The sequence below is a fragment of the Roseibium aggregatum genome (assembly GCF_014692675.1).
In the GTDB taxonomy this organism is placed as follows: domain Bacteria; phylum Pseudomonadota; class Alphaproteobacteria; order Rhizobiales; family Stappiaceae; genus Roseibium; species Roseibium aggregatum_C.
Genome location: NZ_JABFCZ010000016.1, coordinates 52,893 through 71,832, shown reverse-complemented (window position 1 = coordinate 71,832; position 18,940 = coordinate 52,893). Strand labels below are relative to the sequence as shown.

The 18,940-nt window shown below is 60.5% G+C and carries 14 protein-coding genes; 5 read left to right on the top strand and 9 right to left on the bottom strand.

Going from position 1 to position 18,940, the window contains the following annotated elements; genetic code table 11:
- Positions 1-3: 3 nt before the first annotated feature.
- Positions 4-1,512: a putative bifunctional diguanylate cyclase/phosphodiesterase gene (locus HK439_RS15160; RefSeq protein ID WP_209011837.1), complete on the bottom strand. Its 1,509-nt coding sequence runs from the start codon at positions 1,510-1,512 to the stop codon at positions 4-6.
- A 372-nt stretch (positions 1,513-1,884) separates the two neighbouring features.
- Between HK439_RS15160 and glyS the strand changes: the two genes are divergently transcribed.
- Positions 1,885-3,972, top strand: coding sequence for a glycine--tRNA ligase subunit beta (glyS, locus tag HK439_RS15155; RefSeq protein ID WP_190292366.1), 2,088 nt, complete (start codon positions 1,885-1,887; stop codon positions 3,970-3,972).
- Positions 3,973-4,208: 236 nt separating this feature from the next.
- Here glyS and HK439_RS15150 read toward each other — a convergent pair whose 3' ends face one another.
- The 4 genes from HK439_RS15150 to HK439_RS15135 all read right to left on the bottom strand — a co-directional run bounded on the left by HK439_RS15150 (position 4,209) and on the right by HK439_RS15135 (position 7,316).
- Positions 4,209-4,400, bottom strand: a complete 192-nt coding sequence (locus HK439_RS15150; RefSeq protein WP_190292365.1) for a hypothetical protein — start codon at positions 4,398-4,400, stop codon at positions 4,209-4,211.
- A gap of 36 nt (positions 4,401-4,436) precedes the next feature.
- The gene (locus tag HK439_RS15145; protein ID WP_190292364.1) at positions 4,437-5,294 is read right to left on the bottom strand and encodes a S49 family peptidase; all 858 of its coding nucleotides are present in this window, start codon (positions 5,292-5,294) and stop codon (positions 4,437-4,439) included.
- 160 nt (positions 5,295-5,454) lie between these two features.
- Positions 5,455-6,219, bottom strand: a complete 765-nt coding sequence (locus HK439_RS15140; protein ID WP_190292363.1) for a PilZ domain-containing protein — start codon at positions 6,217-6,219, stop codon at positions 5,455-5,457.
- Positions 6,220-6,359: 140 nt separating this feature from the next.
- Positions 6,360-7,316: a uracil-DNA glycosylase gene (locus HK439_RS15135; protein ID WP_190292362.1), complete on the bottom strand. Its 957-nt coding sequence runs from the start codon at positions 7,314-7,316 to the stop codon at positions 6,360-6,362.
- Between the two features lie 330 nt (positions 7,317-7,646).
- Here HK439_RS15135 and HK439_RS15130 point away from each other — a divergent pair, with 330 nt between their 5' ends.
- A complete protein-coding gene (locus tag HK439_RS15130; protein WP_190292361.1) occupies positions 7,647-9,329 on the top strand; it encodes an electron transfer flavoprotein-ubiquinone oxidoreductase in 1,683 nt (560 codons plus the stop codon).
- 726 nt (positions 9,330-10,055) lie between these two features.
- Positions 10,056-10,400, top strand: coding sequence for a hypothetical protein (locus HK439_RS15125; RefSeq protein ID WP_190292360.1), 345 nt, complete (start codon positions 10,056-10,058; stop codon positions 10,398-10,400).
- 50 nt (positions 10,401-10,450) lie between these two features.
- Here HK439_RS15125 and HK439_RS15120 read toward each other — a convergent pair whose 3' ends face one another.
- A complete protein-coding gene (locus HK439_RS15120) occupies positions 10,451-11,800 on the bottom strand; it encodes a DEAD/DEAH box helicase (RefSeq protein ID WP_190292359.1) in 1,350 nt (449 codons plus the stop codon).
- Positions 11,801-12,292: 492 nt separating this feature from the next.
- Between HK439_RS15120 and HK439_RS15115 the strand changes: the two genes are divergently transcribed.
- Positions 12,293-13,846 carry a putative bifunctional diguanylate cyclase/phosphodiesterase gene (locus tag HK439_RS15115; protein WP_190292358.1) on the top strand — a complete coding sequence of 518 codons (1,554 nt, stop codon included), beginning with the start codon at positions 12,293-12,295 and terminating at the stop codon, positions 13,844-13,846.
- A gap of 52 nt (positions 13,847-13,898) precedes the next feature.
- On the opposite strand, the gene HK439_RS15110 is transcribed toward HK439_RS15115, so the two are convergent.
- The 3 genes from HK439_RS15110 to HK439_RS15100 form a co-directional block, all read right to left on the bottom strand.
- The gene (locus HK439_RS15110; RefSeq protein WP_190292357.1) at positions 13,899-16,193 is read right to left on the bottom strand and encodes an NADP-dependent malic enzyme; all 2,295 of its coding nucleotides are present in this window, start codon (positions 16,191-16,193) and stop codon (positions 13,899-13,901) included.
- 91 nt (positions 16,194-16,284) lie between these two features.
- Complete coding sequence (locus tag HK439_RS15105; protein WP_190292356.1) at positions 16,285-16,929, bottom strand: ceramidase domain-containing protein; 645 nt, start codon at positions 16,927-16,929, stop codon at positions 16,285-16,287.
- Between the two features lie 48 nt (positions 16,930-16,977).
- The gene (locus tag HK439_RS15100) at positions 16,978-18,198 is read right to left on the bottom strand and encodes a PLP-dependent aminotransferase family protein (RefSeq protein ID WP_190292355.1); all 1,221 of its coding nucleotides are present in this window, start codon (positions 18,196-18,198) and stop codon (positions 16,978-16,980) included.
- 184 nt (positions 18,199-18,382) lie between these two features.
- Here HK439_RS15100 and moaB point away from each other — a divergent pair, with 184 nt between their 5' ends.
- A complete protein-coding gene (moaB, locus tag HK439_RS15095; RefSeq protein WP_190292354.1) occupies positions 18,383-18,940 on the top strand; it encodes a molybdenum cofactor biosynthesis protein B in 558 nt (185 codons plus the stop codon).

Genomic DNA, 18,940 nt, shown 5'->3' with positions numbered 1-18,940 from the left:
CGGTCACAATAAGGCTGAATAGCGAGACCGCTCCGGTTCCGACTGATCGATGATCTGGAACAACTCGGCAATCTTTTCCGGCGGCTTGGCCGCGCCGAACAGGAAGCCCTGTCCATAGGGGCAACCGCTATCGCTCAGCTTTTGCAGAACGTCCTGCTGCTCGATCCCCTCGGCGACGGCTTCCACGCCCAGCCCCTGTGACAGGACCAGGATGGATTCGACGATGGCCTCGCATTCCTTGCTGTCGGCCATATGCATGGTGAAGGACTTGTCGATCTTCACCTTGTCTATCGGAAAATCCCGCAGATAGGTCAGGCTGGAATGACCCGTGCCGAAATCGTCCAGGGCAATCCGCACGCCGGCATCGGAAAGCTGCTGCAGGATGACGAGCGCGGTATCGGCGTTCTGCATGAGCGATGTCTCGGTGATTTCCAGCGTCAACCGCTCCGGCTGCAGGCCCGTCTCCGACAGGACGGAGATGATTTTCAGCGGGAAGGACACATCCCGCAGTTGCAGCGGCGATATGTTGAAGTTCAGACCGATGTTTCGCGGCCAGGTTCCGGCAACGGTACAGGCTTCGCCAAGAAGCTGTTCCGTCAGTTTCCCGATCAGGCCACAGTCCTCGGCAATTGGCACGAACTGGGCAGGCGAGACCTGTCCGAAATCCTGGTCCGACCAGCGCGCCAGGGCTTCGAAGCCGACAATTTCCTGTTTCCCGAGATCAAGGATCGGCTGGTAGTAGACCTTGATCAACCGGTTTTCGATCGCATTGCGCAGCCGCTGCTCAAGCAGCGTCGTGTGCAGGATTGTGGCGTCCATATCGAGTTCGAAGAAACAGTAGGTCGATCGCCCTGTCGTCTTCGCCCGGTAGAGAGCAATATCCGCACGCCGAAGCAGCTCGGCCGGCGAATATCCGTCGTCGGGAAACACGGCGATGCCGATACCGCTGCCGACGGTGACCTGCCTGGAATCAAGGACAAAGACGTCCTCAATGCGTTGGAGGATCCTGTTCGCCAGGTTTGCCGCGTCGCCGATTTCGTCTATTTCCGGCGTGATAATCGCGAATTCATCACCACCGAAACGCGCAACGACGCCCTCCTCGCCGACAGTCTCGCGCAAACGTTCGGAAAAGCCGGTCAGCAACGCATCGCCGAAACCGTGTCCGTAGACATCGTTGATCGTCTTGAAGCCGTCCATGTCCAGCATCATGACGGCCCGGTACTTTTCCGGTGCGATCGTATCCGTCAGCTGGACCAGAACGTCCTGGAATTTCCTGCGGTTGGGAAGTCCAATGAGAACATCATGCTGCGCCATTTGAAGCGCCAGTTTCTGCTCCGCCTTGCGTGCGTGCAATTCCCGCCGAAGGGCGATCAACTGCCGGATGGCGACGTAAGACCCGAACAGGACCAGACATGCCAGAATGCTGACCAGAACTTCCATGGTCCTGTGCTGGGCGCTGTCTTCATGGTGAAGGAAGGAAAGCGGACGGAATTGAGCGATAAGGTATCCCATTACCGGCACCGCGCAAGCAGCACAAAGCGCCAACCATTGAGACCTGGAGGGCTTTTTGAAGGGATTTTTCACTTTGCGCCGCTTCGCCTTGACGTTCAGATGTATGCTTCAAAAATTTTCGCCGATTTTCCTTGAGGAAATATGAAAAAAGATCATTAAAATTGAAACCTTCACCCGAAATACTCCTGACCATCGAACGTATTCGCGCGTTTTACACATCTTCCGTTTCGTGACCTTCCGCAGTCGAACAGACCCGGCAACGACTAATTTCCGTTGCAGCGCCGACAGGGGGTGACAAGACCGGGCGGACTTGCTAACGGACGAGCCGATTGATCCGATGGATCCCGCTCTACCGAAGGCTATGTAATTCCCATGCCCGATCTCCTGCTTGAACTTTTCAGCGAGGAAATCCCCGCGCGCATGCAGCGCCGCGCTGCCGATGATCTCAAGTCGCTCGTGACCAATGCCCTGGTCGAGGCCGGCCTTCCTTATGAAGGCGCCAAGGCCTTCGCAACGCCGCGCCGGCTCGCTCTGCATGTCGCCGGTGTTCCCGTGGCATCGGCTGCGACCCGGGAAGAGCGCAAGGGTCCGCGCGTCGGCGCACCGGAAAAGGCGGTCGAAGGCTTTCTGCGCGGTGCCGGGCTGTCCTCGGTGGATGAGGCCCAGATCCAGAGCGATCCGAAGAAGGGCGATTTTTATGTCGCCGTGATCGAGAATCCGGGCCGGACTGCTATCGATATCATCGCCGACTTCATGCCCGGCATCATCCGCAACTTCCCCTGGCCGAAATCCATGCGCTGGGGCACCGGCCAGATGCGCTGGGTTCGCCCGCTGCATTCCATCGTCGCGACCTTCGGCCCGGAAACCGAGGAACCGGACGTGGTCCCGTTCGAAGTCGACGGTGTTGCCTCGGGCAAGACCACCCGCGGCCACCGCTTCCTGGCGGACGAGGCTTTCGATGTCCGCCGCTTCGACGATTACGCGCCCGCGCTGGAAAAGCACAAGGTCGTGCTCGATGCCGACCGGCGCAAGGACATCATCGTGCACGATGCCCGTGACCGCGCCTTCGCGCTGGGGCTGGAACTGGTCGAGGACGAGGGCCTGCTGGAAGAAGTCGCCGGCCTGGTCGAATGGCCGGTGGTGCTGACGGGAACCTTCGAGGAGGACTTCCTGGAGATCCCGGACGAATGCATCCGCCTGACCATCCGGGCCAACCAGAAATGCTTCGTACTGAAGGATCCGAAGACCGGCAACCTGGCGAACCGCTTCGTGCTGACCTCCAACATCGAGGCCGCCGACGGCGGCAAGGAAATCGTCGCCGGCAACGAAAAGGTTATCCGTGCCCGGCTTTCCGATGCGCGTTTCTTCTGGGAAACCGACCTGAAGACCAAACTCGCCGACAACCTGCCGAAGCTCGACGGCATCGTCTTCCACGAGAAGCTCGGCTCCCAGGGTGAGCGGGTGAAACGCCTGGAGACACTCGCCAACGGGATCGCGTCCCTGATCGGCGCGGATGCCGCCAAGGCCAAACGGGCGGCAACGCTCGCCAAGGCGGACCTGGTCTCCGCAATGGTCTACGAATTCCCTGAACTCCAGGGCCTGATGGGCCGCTATTATGCGGCAGCCCAGGGCGAGGATGCATCCGTCGCAACGGCAATAGAGGATCATTACCGGCCGCAAGGCCCGTCGGACACCGTGCCGGCCGATCCGGTCGCCATTGCCGTGGCGCTTGCCGACAAGCTCGACCTGCTTGCCGGTTTCTGGGCCATTGACGAAAAGCCGACCGGTTCCAAGGATCCTTACGCGCTGCGCCGCGCCGCACTCGGCGTGATCCGCATCGTTCTGGAGAACAATCTGCGCCTGCGCCTGTCGGATCTGATCCGGTCTGCGCTCGGACTGGTCAAGACGGACGTCGCTAAGCCGGATACAATCGTTGAAGACCTCCTCTCCTTCCTGGCGGACCGGCTCAATGTCCACCTCAAGGACGAGGGCGCGCGCCACGATCTGATCGACGCGGTCTTCGCCATGGAAGGCCAGGACGACCTGCTGATGGTCGTCAGGCGGGTCGAGGCGCTCGGCAAGTTCCTGGAGACCGAGGACGGCGCCAACCTGCTTGCGGGCTACAAGCGTGCGGTCAACATCCTGAAGGCGGAAGAAAAGAAGGACGGCGAGGCCGTGACCGGTCGGCCGCATCCCGATCACTTCAAGGACCAGGCGGAAGTCGATCTGGCGGCTGCCATCGACACGGCACGCGCAGATGCCGAAGACGCGGTGGAGCGGGAAGACTTCGAGGGAGCCATGGAAGCGCTGTCGAAGCTGCGGGCGCCGGTGGACCGGTTCTTCGAGGATATCCTGGTCAATGCGGAAGAGGCGGAGATCCGTCTCAACCGGCTGCGCCTCCTGTCGGAAATCCGCGATGCCACCCATGTGGTGGCGGATTTCTCGAAGGTGGCGGGCTAGGCCGCCTCAGCCTGCCGGTAAAGCGCTTTCCTCTCCGCAGTCACCCCGGCCAAGCGACAGCGCGAGCCGGGGCCGGCGAGGCAAATGCCTAACAGTTTCAGCAGTATTGAGGTGACATAGACCTCGGCTCGCCGGTCCCGGATCTCCGCTGACGCTTCGTCCGGGATGACTACGTCAGGGTTTGTCTTCAACCTCAGGCGGTCAGCTAGGCCACCATTTCGTCCTCTGGAAGTCGGTTACTGTTCAGGCCGGTAGCGGCCCGTTTCGGGATCCTGCTTCAGGGTCCTGACCGGTTCGGCATTGGGGCCTTTGGCCGCCGCGGCGGCCTCCGACAGCCGCCGTTCGACCTCGGCCATTTTCTTCTTCATGCGGTTCACGACCCAGTAGCCGCCGACGGCGAGAGCTGCAAATCCGAGTAATTCCGTCATATCACCTCCACCACCGGCCCCGCCCGGCCTGAAAGGTCAAAGCCCGTAACGCTGCCACAAGGCACGCGCTTCGAGCGATGATATCATTTCGTCGCCAAGTCCGCCTTGGCCTTCCAGCAATTTTGCCGCGACCCCGACCCCGCTCTTGCGTCCGAACAGTCCGCGCGGCGCGGAAATCAGCTTGGGTTCGGCCTTGTCGCCGAACCGCTTTTTCAGGACACCGCGCAGATCGCCGATCTCGTCGACAAGCCCCAGGTCCCGGGCTTTTCCGCCGGTCCAGAACTTGCCAGAGAAAAGATCCGCGTCATCGGACAGGATATCGCCACGGCGCGACTTCACCATATCGATGAAGACCTCATGGATTTCCTGTTGCAGCCCTTTGAGGAACTCGATGTCGTCCGGATCGGCGTCCTTGAACGGATCCAGAATCACCTTCTTTTTGCCGGCGGTATAGACGCGGCGCTCGACGCCGATCTTCTTCAGGAGTTCGGGAAAGCCGAAGCCGGCGGCGACCACGCCGATGGAGCCCACGATGGAGGAGGGATCCGCATAGATCTCGTTGCCCGCAAGGGCGATCATGTAGCCGCCGGAGGCCGCCACGTCTTCCACGAAGACGAGCACGTCCTTTTCCTTTTCCTCCGCCAGGTCGCGAATACGCTTGAAAATAAGCCGCGACTGGACCGGCGACCCGCCCGGCGAATTGACAATGAGCGCCACGGCGGGCGCCTTTTTCATGGCGAACGCCTTTTCGAGCGGCTGAGAAACGGATGCGAGCGACAGTCCGGGACGCAGAGGGGTCACCATGCCGATTGCCCCTTGAAGGCGGACGACGGGGATAATCGTCTTGTCGTTTCTCAGTGCTTTGGGAAGCAAATTGCGCAATTTATCGAACACGAAAACGGAAGCTCCGGAACAGGTCAACGGAAGGCATATAGTACCAATCGCTTCCGAATATAACCCATCCGACCACGAATTCGGATCAACCGGCAAGGATCGCTTCGCGGAACGATCCGCCGTTCATTCCAAATATTTTGGAAGCAGCGTCGGGCGCGGATCAGAACGGGTTGTTCTTACGATGGCCGAAGGCTCCGGCATCGTTGCGGCGAGCCTTGCGTTCGGCGCGCTTCTGCTCGCGGGCGGTCAGTTCTTCGGCTGCTCTTTCGATGGCCTCGGCAGTGACCTCGGTTTCGTATCCGTCTGCCTTCTGCCGTTTTCTGGTCCGGCCGAAGTCGACCTCCTGTTTCTCCGCCATCTTGTGCTGAGGGTTCATGTCCTTGAGCACCGGCTTCATTTCCTTGCCCGAGGTGAATTGCCACAGCAGGCGGACACCGGCACAGCCCGGACCGCGCCACGCAATGCTGCCGCGAACGGGCAGATCCAGACCGTTGATCCGCAGGAAGATGTCGTCCGGCAGATGTCCGATACCCTGCCCTTCAAGACGGCAACCATTCTTGCTGGCATTGGAAATGATGCAATGGATAGAGGCATTGCCGGACAGATCGCTGACCCGGGCCGGAATATGGACGGGCCGGCGCTGTTCCTTTCGCTTTTCCTGATCCTTGGTGGATTCGCTGAAATCAAAGAGGACCTTGGCTTCGCCGTCCGTGACATAGGTGATCCGGCCCTTGATCATCTTTTCCAGGCCATCCACGCGCAAACCGACCATTTCATTCAGTTCGTTCACGCGGTGGGAAAGGATGTTGCAGCCGGAACCGGTAAAACCCGAAGCTGATCCCTCAATGCAAAGAAGGCGCTCCAGATCGACGATCAGAACGGCCAGGGTTGCACCTTCGGGTATGTTTTGGGCCAATGCGGTCACGAGTGAATCCCTTACTACTCAGTAAGAAGATACCCGTCCAATACCAACTTCAGGTTAACGGACCTGTAAAAATTCTCCATAAAGCGTATTTTCAAGAACGGACAATCAAAACTTGGATTTATATTTCGTTTCAGAACTCGTTAACTTAAGTTATGCGGAATTTCTGCTAGTTTTTTCTTAATCGATTGAAAGTCCTGCCAAGATTGCCTTTTTTCGAGCGGACTGCGCAAAAGATAGGCAGGATGATAGGTTGCAACGCAGGAGATTTCCGCACTTCCGGTGGAAAATTTCATCCAGCGTCCGCGCAGTTTTCTGATCCCTTCCTGGGTCCCCAGCAAGGTTTTCGCGGAAGCAGAACCCAGAAATACAAGTATATCCGGGTTTACCAGCTCGATCTGGCGCATGATGAACGGCTTGCAGATTTCCGTTTCCTGCGGCGTCGGCGTGCGATTTCCGGGAGGCCGCCAGGGCACCACATTGGCGATATAGGCATCCGACCGGTCCAGACCGATCGCTTTCAGCATCCTGTCCAGCAATTGGCCGGAACGGCCGACAAAGGGCTTGCCCTGCAGGTCCTCGTCCCGCCCCGGGGCTTCACCGACGAACATGACCCGTGCCTGCGGGTTGCCGTCGGCGAAGACGAGGTTCTTGGCCGTCAGACGCAAATTGCAGCCGTCAAATCCGTCCAGGCAGGCACGAAGCTCATCAAGAGTGGAAACATTGCGGGCGGCGTCCCGGGCGGATTCAACGGCCGACTCGTTCGGAAGAACCACCGAAGACCCGCCACCGGAAGGGTCTCCGCCCAAGGGCTGCGCCGCCGGTCCGGCCGACACCGGTTGCTGGCCCGATTGGTGGGCCGATTGCAGGAAGGTCCGATCCGTTCCCGGCATCCGGGGACGTTGCGGCTGGAGCGCAGCCGGGCCCGCCCCTTGAACAGGGCGGTCGGGCGTTCGTGAAACCTGTCCGGCCATACGCCTTTCGGCAAGCTGCGCGGTTTCCAGAAAACGATCGACCGGCTCGGTTTCCAACAGGCAATCGATCCCGCTTGCCAGATAAAAATCCAGCAGCGCTTCCAGTTCCCTGTTTGCCTGATCCATCGACTGCACCCTATAGCCTCCGCGGTCATTCTATTCGCTCCCGCGTCCGGAGACAAAGCGGAGACGGGCTGTTTTCTCCGCAGAAAGCCGCTTGTCCAACACAATGACTCATTTCGACCGGTTCAATCCGCAGCGATAATTCCGCTTACGTAAACGTCATGCACAGGCTTGACGGCGGAATGACTTTTCAGTCTATGTGCCAGTCGGAAGTTACAAGCCGAAATTCGCACTTGATCGGGGCAAGGCTGCAGCTAGGGTGCGGACTTACGGCAGATGATGCAAAAGGGGTAGTATCCGGCCACGACCGGATATCAAGCGAGGGAGAACTCAATGTCCGAACAGGATGGGGCAGAGCTTGGCGAACGCGAGAGCATGGACGTTGACGTCGTTATCGTCGGCGCCGGCCCGGCCGGTCTGGCTGCCGCGATCCGGCTGAAGCAGATCGCCGACGAGAAGGGCGAAGAGCTGAGCATTGTCGTTCTGGAGAAGGGCTCCGAAGTCGGCGCCCATATCCTGTCCGGTGCCGTCATCGACCCGATCGGGCTCGACAAGCTGCTGCCGGAATGGCGCGACGAGGACACGCCGATCAAGACCCCGGTCACCGCCGATCATTTCCTGGTTCTCGGGCCGGCCGGCTCCATGCGGCTGCCGAACATGTTCATGCCGAAACTCATGAACAATCACGGCAACTACATCGTCTCGCTCGGCAACGTCTGCCGCTGGCTGGCGGAAAAGGCGGAAGCGCTCGGCGTCGAGATTTATCCGGGCTTTGCGGCAGCCGAGGTCCTTTATGACGACGAAGGCCGCGTTGTCGGCGTTGCAACCGGCGACATGGGTATAGGCCGTGACGGCAAACCGAATGCCCAGTTCACCCGGGGCATGGAACTGCGGGCCAAATACACGCTGATCGGCGAAGGCGCACGCGGCTCCATCGCCAAGGAACTGATCGCGAAATTCGCCCTCGACCGGGACTGCGACGTGCCGAAGTTCGGCATCGGCATCAAGGAATTGTGGCAGATCGATCCGGAAAAACACAAGCCGGGCCTGGTCCAGCATTCCTTCGGCTGGCCGCTCGACGGCAAGACCGGCGGCGGATCGTTCCTGTACCACCTGGAGGACAACCAGGTGGCGGTCGGCTTCGTACTTCACCTGAACTACGAAAATCCGTGGCTGTCCCCCTTCGACGAGTTCCAGCGTTTCAAGACCCATCCGGCCATCCGCGACACCTTCGAGGGCGGCAAGCGCATCGCCTATGGCGCGCGGGCGATCACCGAAGGCGGCTTCCAGTCCGTTCCCAAGCTTTCCTTCCCCGGCGGTCTCATCATGGGCTGCTCGGCCGGGTTCGTGAACGTCCCCCGGATCAAGGGCTCCCATAACGCCATGCTGTCCGGCATGCTGGCGGCGGAAGAAGTCATGGCCGCGATCGGCCGTGGCGAGGCCAATACGGAATTGACCGGTTATGACACTGCCTGGCGGGCGAGCGAGATCGGCAAGGACCTGAAGAAAGTCCGCAACGTGAAACCGTTGTGGTCGAAGTTCGGAACCGTGCTCGGCATTGCGCTCGGCGGCCTCGACATGTGGACCAACGAGCTGTTCGGCTTTTCGTTCTTCGGCACGCTGAAGCACGGCAAGACCGATGCAGCCAGCCTGAAGCCGGCAAAGGATTGTCCGAAGATCGACTATCCGAAGCCGGACGGCGTGATCTCCTTCGACAAGCTTTCTTCCGTGTTCCTGTCGAACACCAACCACGAGGAAGATCAGCCGATTCACCTCAAGGTGAAAGACGATGCGCTGCAGAAGTCGTCGGAGCACGATGTCTTTGCGGGCCCGTCGAGCCGGTACTGCCCCGCAGGCGTCTATGAATGGGTGGAAGAAGGTGCCGACGCGCCGAGGTTCCAGATCAACGCGCAGAACTGCGTCCACTGCAAGACCTGCGACATCAAGGATCCGAACGGCAACATCACCTGGACGGTTCCCGAAGGGACCGGCGGACCGAACTACCCGAACATGTAAGATGTGAGCCTGCCGGACACTCACCGGCAGCGTACAAACAAAAACGGCACCGGGGGGAGGATCCCGGTGCCGTTTGCTTGTGGCCGATGGGTCATTGTCCGACTGACCGCCGACGGAGGCCGGCGCAGCCGGTCGCGGTTGTCAAAGGTCATAAGGGTTCCCGCGGGCTGCATGTTCGTCTTGTTGAACCAGAACCCGGGCCTTTGCCCGCTGCCACAAGGCATTTTGTATACATTCAGGTGTGTGCCAAACGCCCCTCACCTGGGATTTGTTCAAATATCAGGCATCCGGCTGCCGTTTCGTCTTTGTCAATGACGAAACGGAAACTGCCCCATCCGGCTACACTCGGACAAGACGATCCATGATACGCTGATATTCGGTATTCCGCGGCAATCAAACTGCCAAAACTCTGTCGGCCCTGAGGTCCGTTTCCCAAATCGGGTAAATCCGCCCCGGTCGTCGGTGTCTGATCATATAATTTCACACACCCGCAAGTTCCCTTACGTCGCCGATGGCGCGTGTATACATACGCCTGACCAATTGGTCAAACTGTTTTTTTGTAAAAATGGAAATTATTAACAGACCCCGCCAAGCAAAAACGATCTTCCCGGCCGCCCCGGTATACCGCACATAGCCATGTTTTTTTTGCGGGAAACGACATGAATCAAGGCGGATGCAACCGTTTCCGGGCAAAATTACGGCTGATCGGCAACGGGAGGATGCCTCATGACGATCCGTTTGATACGGCGCTTGCTGATCGCATTCGCCATCTCGGGCTATAGCCTGGCTGCGGTCGGCGGCCTTCATGCGACCGAATTGACGCCGCCATCGGCAGCCTCTGCGGCGAACAACAGCCCCGGCGCTCCATATACGCCTCTCAGGCAGCCGAATGCCGCACCGATGTCCATCGCGCAACTGGGCCGCCCGGGCATGCCGGAAGAAGTGGCGCGCGGTGATGAATGCCCCGTCGGCAGCGGCGCCTACTGCTCCGATGAATCGCCTTATTGCTTCCTGTGCCGGGGTGAGTACGCCTGCTGCTGGACCAGCGAGGTCTGGCGCTGCTGCCAGTAACGGCTAGCGAACTCGAACCCGGCACAGATTTATCTTAGGCCTGCGGTTGCTTACGCCGCCTCGGTGCGCCGGCGGGCGGGCCGTCTTGAGCGCTGGCGGCGCGCCTTGGACGCGGCGTTGTCATTGTCGCCGGACCGGGACTTTTCGCCCCTGGCCTGATTGCCCCTGCCCTGGCCGCCATTGTTCTGACGGCCGTTGTTCTGGCGCCCGTTGTTCTGGCGGCCGCGATTTCCGCCTCGGCCCTTGCCCGGAGAAACCGCAGCACTGGCAGGCGGAACGTCGCCGCTGGCGACGTCGATCGAAATGCCGATCAGCTTTTCGATCTGGCGGAACAGGCCGATTTCCTCCGGACTGCACAGGGCCACGGCCTCGCCGTCCGCACCTGCGCGCGCGGTCCGGCCGATCCGGTGCACATAGGCTTCCGGAACTTCGGGCAGCTCGAAATTATAGACATGGCTGACGCCGGGAATGTCGATACCGCGGGCGGCCACATCGGTGGCAACGAGGACCTTGATCTGTCCCTCGCGAAGACCCTTGATGGCCCTTTCGCGCTGGCTCTGGCTTTTGTTGCCGTGAATGGACCCCGCCTGAATGCCGGATGAGACCATCTTGCGCATCAGCCGTTCGGCACCGTGCTTGGTGCGGCAGAAGACCAGCGACATGTCATCGGGCCGCTCGCACAGGGTCGAAACAAGGAAGTCCGTCTTGGCCTTCTGGTCCATGAAATGGACGGATTGATCGATCTTGTCCGCCGTCTTGCCGGCCGGGGCGACTTCAACGCGGACCGGATCGGTGAGATAGGACTGCGCCAGTTCGTTGATCTGCTTCGGCATGGTTGCCGAAAACAGGAGCGTCTGGCGTTTTTTGGAAACCAGCGATGCGATCTTGCGCAGGGCATGGATGAAGCCGAGATCGAGCATCTGATCAGCTTCATCGAGGACCAGGAAGGAAACGTTCCTGAGGGTCACCGCATTGCGGTCAACGAGATCGAGTAGACGCCCGGGCGTCGCCACCAGGATATCGGTTCCGCGCGACATGCGCTTGATCTGGCTGTTGATGGAAACGCCGCCGACGACCGAAGTCACACGCAGCGGCGTGCCGCGCACGAACGACACCAGGTTCTTCGCGATCTGGTTCACCAGTTCACGCGTGGGCGCCAGGATAAGTGCCTGGGCGCCTTTCGGTTCGGCCCTGCCGGGATGGGCAAGGAGCCGCTCCACCAGGGGCAGGCCGAAGGCCGCCGTCTTGCCGGTGCCTGTCTGGGCGAGACCCATCAGGTCTTCGCCTTTGAGGATAAGCGGGATTGCGTCTTTCTGGATTGGCGTCGGCGTGTCATAGCCGTTCGCCTCGATGGCCTTGAGAAGTTGATCGGAGAGGCCAAGCGATTGAAATTCTGTCAAGTTATACCCTTCTGGAACTGCACCTTGCCCGATTGAAGCAAAATGCGCCAAGGCTCCACGGCCTGTCGGCTGCGGAGTATGAGATTGCGGTTGCGACCGGCACACTCACCTGGGACTGGATTGTCCGCTCAGGTTAGCCGATCGGTAGAACCCCGCGTGAAATGGGAACCTGGAAAAAGCCGGTTCAAATAAACCGATTGAGACTGCATCTTGCACAAGCTTCAGCGCCTGAAAGTGAGCGCTTTTGTGCGGGCCGCTCACGCGGCGGCCGAATGCAATGGCTACTGTATGGGATTTGTGCACTGCAAAGTCAAGGGATGTCGTCTCGCTCCCCCCCGAAACAGGGAGACAGCGATCCCTTGGCGTTAAGACAATCCAAAGTATTACACTGACAATATTACTACCTGAGAATTATGCGGATTTTTTCGAGCCGTCCTGATGCGAGAAGAGTTTCGATTTCCGAACAAGCGTAAAATTATGCGCTACGGATTGTTGGCAGTCTTTGTTGTCTGTGTTGCCCTTGTCGCGACACAGGCCGCCGGCGCACTCAAGCTTCTCCAGGACGGCCGGCACTCGCAGCTGCATTCCAGCATCGACAGCCTGATTATCGGTGCGCTTATCGCCGGTTGCGCCGGCTACGCCTTCGGATTTCGCAAGTTCCTTGATCTGAAACACGAACAGGGTCGCCGCACACTGGCCGAATCCAAGGCCGACTGGATCACCTATCACGACTTTCTCACCAGGTTGCCCAACCGCCGGTTCCTGGAGGAAAAGGCCCCTGACATCGTCGAAAGGACTTTCGGCGAGGCGGGTTACGGCGTTTTGGCATTCGATCTTGACGGTTTCAAGAAGGTCAACGAAACCGTGGGGCCCGACGGCGGCGATATGCTGCTCATCGACATTTCCAAGCGGCTTGCCGGGTTTCTGCCGGAGTCCATTGCCCTGCGGCTCGGCAGTGACGAATTTCTCCTCATCGCCGGCTGCACGGCATCGAACCGCTGCGAAAACTGCTCCGATCCCCAGCAGGCCCTGAAGCTGGCTGAAGACCTGATCAACCTGCTGAACACGCCCTTCGACATCAAGGGGTCGCAGATTTCGGTCGGAGCCTGCGTCGGTCTTTCAAGTTGTCCCGAACACGGCCTCAGGCTTAAAGACGTGGTCAAACAGGCGATTCTCGCACTGAGTGTCGCCAAACGGCAGGGCCGGAACTCCTATGTGGAGTTTCAGCCCGAGATCAATGAGGACCTTGCCCGGCGCACGCGCATCGAACGCCGGTTGAGGAACGCGGTGGCAAATGGCGATATCGTTCCCTATTACCAGCCGCTCATCGACCTGAAGACCGGCGAGATCATCGGTTTCGAAGCCCTCGCCCGCTGGAACACGCCCGAGGACGGCTTCATCTCGCCGGAACTGTTCATCGGCATTGCCGAAAATACCGGCCTGATTTCGGACCTGTCGGAACATCTGCTCAGACGGGCGTGCAAGGACGCCATGGACTGGCCGAAACAGGTGCATCTCGCGTTCAATGTCTCCCCCAGGATGCTGGAAGACCGCTACCTGGGCCTGAAGATTTTCAAGATCCTGGGCGAGACCGGACTCAGCCCGCACCGGCTGGAAATCGAAATCACCGAAAGCGCGCTGGTTCGCGACACCGACCTGGCCGCGGCCATGATCCAGGATCTGCGGGGCGCCGGCATCCGCGTCGTTCTCGATGATTTCGGGACCGGCTATTCCAGCCTGGCGCAGCTTTCCGCCCTCACCTTCGACAAGATCAAGATCGACCGGATTTTCGTCTCGGGCCTGGAGCAGGATGAAAAGAAGTCCAAGATCGTCAGAACCACGGTTGCTCTGGCGAGCGGCCTGGGCATCTCGACGACGGCCGAAGGCATCGAGCAGGAAAGCCAGCTCGACTTTCTCAATCAACTGGGCTGCAGCTTCGGCCAGGGATACCTGTTCGGCAAGGCGGTCCCGCAGGATCAGGCCCTGGCGCTGCTGGGAACGGATTCAGCCTCCGCCCCAGGCCTGATCCGGCGCGTACCCGCCTGATCCGCCTGTCCGGCTCCGCGTGCGGTGCGTGGCCCCGGCGACAGACTTTCCCTCAGACCTCGGCCCGCTTTTGCGCCTCCACGCATGCCAGGGCCGACATGTTGACCACGCCACGGGACGTGACCGACGGGGTCAGGATGTGGGCCGGCTTTGAAGCGCCGAGCAGGATCGGCCCGACATGCAGCGCCTGGGTGGACACCTTGAGCAGGTTGAGGGCGATATTGGCGGCGTCCAGGTTCGGGAAGAGCAGCAGGTTGGCTTCGCCTTTCAGCTTGCTGTCCGGCATGACGCGTTCCCGCAGAAGCTCGTTCAATGCGGCGTCGCCGTGCATTTCCCCATCCACTTCCAGGTCCGGATGCGAGCGCCAGAGAATTTCAAGTGCGGCGCGCATCTTTCGGGAGGACGCGGTGTCGCGCGAACCGAAGTTCGACAGGGACAGCAGGGCCGCCTTGGGTTCGATCCCGAAGCGATGAATTTCTTCCGCCGCCAGCAGCGCCATTTCGGCCAGTTCCGCCGCGCTCGGCTCCTCCGACACGAAGGTATCCGTCAGGAAGACCGCCCCACGGCTGCTGATCAGCAGGGACAGCGCGGAGAGATCGCGGACACCTTCGCGCATGCCGATGATCTGGCGGATATCCCGCAAATGGCGGATAAAACGCCCTTCAAGACCGCAGATCACCGCATCCGCATCGCCTCTGCGGACGGCAAGCGCCGAGATCACGGTCGAGTTGGTGCGCACCACCGTGCGCGCTGCATCCGGCGGCAGGCCCTTGCGCCCGACACAGGCAAAATATTCGTCCACATAATCCCGGTAACGAGGGTCGTCCTGCGGGTTGATGAATTCGAAATCCTCGCCCGGGCGGATCTTCAGGCCGAAGCGCTCGCATCTCGCCTCCAGAACGTCCGGGCGGCCGACGAGGATCGGCTTTGCGATCTTGTCTTCCATCAGAACCTGGGCAGCGCGCAGAACCCGCTCATCCTCGCCTTCGGCATAGATGATCCGTTTCGGATCCTGGGTCGCCGCCTGGATGATCGGTTTCATGATCAGGCCGGAACGGAAGACAAAGCGGTTCAGACGGTCCAGGTAGGCGGTGAAATCCTCGATCGGCCGGGTGGCGACGCCGGTTTCCATTGCCGCTTTGGCGACCGCCGGCGCAATGCGCAGGATCAGACGCTGATCGAAGGGGGACGGAATGAGGTAATTCGGCCCGAAGGTTTCCGTCGCCCCGCCATAGGCGCGCGCGGCCACGTCCGACGGTTCCTCGCGCGCGAGCCCTGCGATTGCCTCCACCGCCGCGCGTTTCATTTCCTCGTTGATGGTGGTCGCGCCGACATCGAGCGCACCGCGGAAGATATAGGGGAAACACAGGACGTTGTTGACCTGGTTCGGATAGTCGGACCGGCCGGTGCACATCACCACATCCGGCCGCACGGCCAGCGCTTCTTCCGGCATGATTTCCGGATTGGGATTGGCGAGCGCCAGGATCAGCGGCCCCTTGCCCATGCTGGCGACCATCTCCGGCTTCAGGACGCCGGCGGCGGACAGGCCGAGGAAGACATCCGCACCGTCGATGACGTCTGCCAGGGTGCGCTTGTCGGTCTTTTGCGCAAACTTCGCCTTCCACTCGTCCATGAGCGCCTCGCGGCCCTCATAGACGACGCCCTCGATATCCGTGACCCAGATGTTTTCCAGCTTGGCGCCCAGGCTCACCAGCATGTTGAGGCAGGCAAGGGCTGCCGCGCCAGCGCCCGAGGCCACGATCTTCGCTTCGGAAATCTCCTTGCCCGCCAGTTCCAGGCCGTTGCGGACGGCAGCGCCGACGATGATGGCCGTTCCGTGCTGGTCGTCATGGAACACGGGGATGTTCATCCGCTGGCGCAGCTTGGCTTCGATCTGGAAGCATTCCGGCGCCTTGATATCTTCCAGGTTGATGCCGCCAAAGGTCGGCTCCAGAACGGCGACTGCATCGACGAACCGGTCGACGTCCCGTTCGTCGACCTCGATATCGAAGACGTCTATGCCGGCGAATTTCTTGAAGAGGACCGCCTTGCCCTCCATCACCGGCTTGGAAGCCAGCGGACCGATCGCGCCGAGACCCAGAACGGCGGTGCCGTTGGAAATGACGGCGACCAGATTGCCCCGCGCCGTGTAATCGGCCGCCTTGGCCGGATCTTTCGCGATTTCCATGCAAGGTGCTGCGACGCCGGGAGAATAAGCCAACGCCAGGTCGCGCTGGTTGCCGAGCGGCTTGGTCGCCTGGATTTCGAGCTTGCCGGGCTTCGGATACTGGTGAAAGTACAGGGCGGCTTCGGTCAGATCGCTGCCGGTGGTCTTCTTGTCGCTCATGGCTGCCGCCCCTCTTCCATCACCCCGAACCGCATTCGGCTTGCCAGTGCGTTGCCGGAGCGGAATCCAAATCCCTTGTTAGACAAAGGGATTACCCGCTGCGCTGTAAAATGAGAACCCGCAGAAGCGAAAACAGCACCAGGCTGTTGAAGATATGCCACAAAAAATGCGTTCCCGTGGTGACGTCGGGGCAAAGGGACATGTCCAGGGCCCGGAAAGTGACGGACACGGTGAACAGGACACCGGTCAGGAGCACATCCCGTCCGAGCTTCTTGTCTGTCCGCCAGAAGGCAATCCCGACCGCGAAGATCGCCAGCAGGGCCGGCAGGTAAAAGGCCGATGACCCGACGATCGGCGCCCAGACCTCGCCCAGTCCCGGCGACATCACGAAGAAGCCGATAACGAGCGCTCCGGCCAGGACCCACGACATTTTCAGGAACCGGTTCAGCGCGATCAGGAGATAGAAATGGATGAACACGACGATGGGAATGACATCGGCCATTTCCGCCCAGCGGGTCGCGAAGGTGTGAAACAGGAAAGACCCGATCCCAGTCAGGAAGACGACGCCGATCAGGGCAAGCGCCACCCGGTCGTCCGGTGTTTTCCGCCGCCACAGGTAGAAAGCGACGATCGCCGCGATCAGAAACCCCACATTGGTCACCGCATTTAGAGGCTCGGCCCAGAACTCCGGACCGACCCGTTCGCAATACCGATCAACCTGTTCGTAAAGATCCAAATCGGCCTCCCTTTCGCCGCGGGGAATTGCGGCGATACCGGGTGCAGCCTATCGGGACAGTGTTTCGGAAATCAATCGTCCAAGACGGGCAATTCCCTCTTCGATCTTTTCCTCACTCGGGGCGGAGAAATTGAGGCGCATGCAGTTGGTGCCGGTCCCGTCGGGAAAGAACGCCCCGCCCGGAACAAAGGCGACCTTTGCCTCTTCGATGGAGCGGGCGAGCAGGTCCGCCGAATTGACGGACGCCGGCAGCTCCAGCCAGATGAACATGCCGCCTTCCGGGCGGTTCCAGGTGACGCCGTCCGGCATGTTCCGTTCAAGCGCGTCCAGCATGCAGTCGCGGCGGGCGCGATAGGCCTTGCGGATTTTGGTCACCTGAGCGTCGAAGGCACGTTCGGCGACGCCCGCCATCACGACCTGATTGATCGTGGACGAGTTCAGGTCGGACGCCTGCTTGATCAGGACCAGTTTCTGGATGACCGGGGCTGCCGCGCAGACCCAGCCGACACGCAGGCCCGGGGACAGGGTCTTGGAGAAGCTGCCGCAATAGATCGTCCGCGTGTTGTCGATGCCGCCGTTGCGGGCGATGTCGAGCGCCAGGATCGGCGGCAGCGGCTCACCATCGTAGCGCAGGGACTGATAGGCGGCATCCTCGATCACGGCGACGTCGAGGTCTGTGGCCAGATCCAGGATCCTCTCGCGCTCGGAAAGGTCCAGCGTCAGGCCGGTCGGGTTGGCGAAATCTGCGGAGCAATAGGCGAATTTCACCGCGCCGCCGTTTTCTGCGGCGGTGTCGCGATAGTCCTGAGCACTCCGGTTGGCCGCCGGCAACAGGCGGTCATAGGAAGGTTCATAGGCGTTGAAGGCCTGGAGCGCGCCCAGATAGGTCGGCCACCCGACCAGCGCCGTATCGCCGGGCGACAGGAACAGCTTGCCGAGGTAATCGAGCGCCTGCTGCGACCCGGAGGTGATCAGGATGTTGTCGATGCTGCAGGGTATGCCGAGCTCCGCCATCCGGTCCGCGATCCATTGGCGCAGCGGCGGATAGCCCTCGCTTACCGAATATTGCAGGGCCGTGCGGCAGGCGTCGGACCCGAACAATTCCCCGTAGGCGTCGCGGAAGGCGTCCGCCGGGAAGAGCGCGGGATCGGGGATGCCGCCGGCGAAGGAGATCATCTCCGGCCGGTCCAGCAGTTTCAGCAATTCGCGAATTTCGGAGGCGGCCATCCTCGACGACCGCGTGGCAAACAAGTGGCTCCAGTCCTGCATGGTTTTTTCGTCTTTTCGGGACGACCTTGTGTTCGAAATTATAGGTCAATAATACTTACCTATCCTTTTCGTTTGTGTCTTTCAAGTCCTTCTTTTTGAAATTTTCATGCATAAGAAAATTCATCAACGCGCCTCTGGATTGTCGCTCCGCGCTCGCTTATGTCTTCTGAAGAGGAGAATATTCATGTCCCGTATCGACGAAAGCCGCCCGTTCATTCCGCTCAAGATCGCCGTCCTGACCGTGTCGGATACGCGATCGCTGGACGAGGACCGCTCCGGCGCGACCCTTGCCGACCGGATCGCGCGCGATGGCCATATTCTCGCCGACCGCAAGATCGTCACCGATGACGTGCCGGCGATCCAGGAGGTAGTGAAGGCGTGGATCGCGGACGAGGCGATCGATGTCATCATCTCCACCGGCGGCACCGGCTTTACCGGCCGGGACGTGACGCCGGAGGCGATCGAGCCGCTGTTCGAAAAGCGCATGGACGGTTTTTCGACGGTGTTCCACCAAATCTCCTACGAGAAGATCGGCACCTCGACGATCCAGTCCCGGGCAACCGGCGGGGTCGCCAACGCCACCTATCTCTTCGTCCTGCCCGGCTCGCCCGGCGCCTGCAAGGACGCCTGGGACGGCATCTTGAAGTGGCAGCTCGACTACCGGCACATGCCCTGCAATTTCGTGGAAATCATGCCGCGCCTCGACGAGCACCTGAAGCGCGGCAAGCTCCGGGAAGCGTGA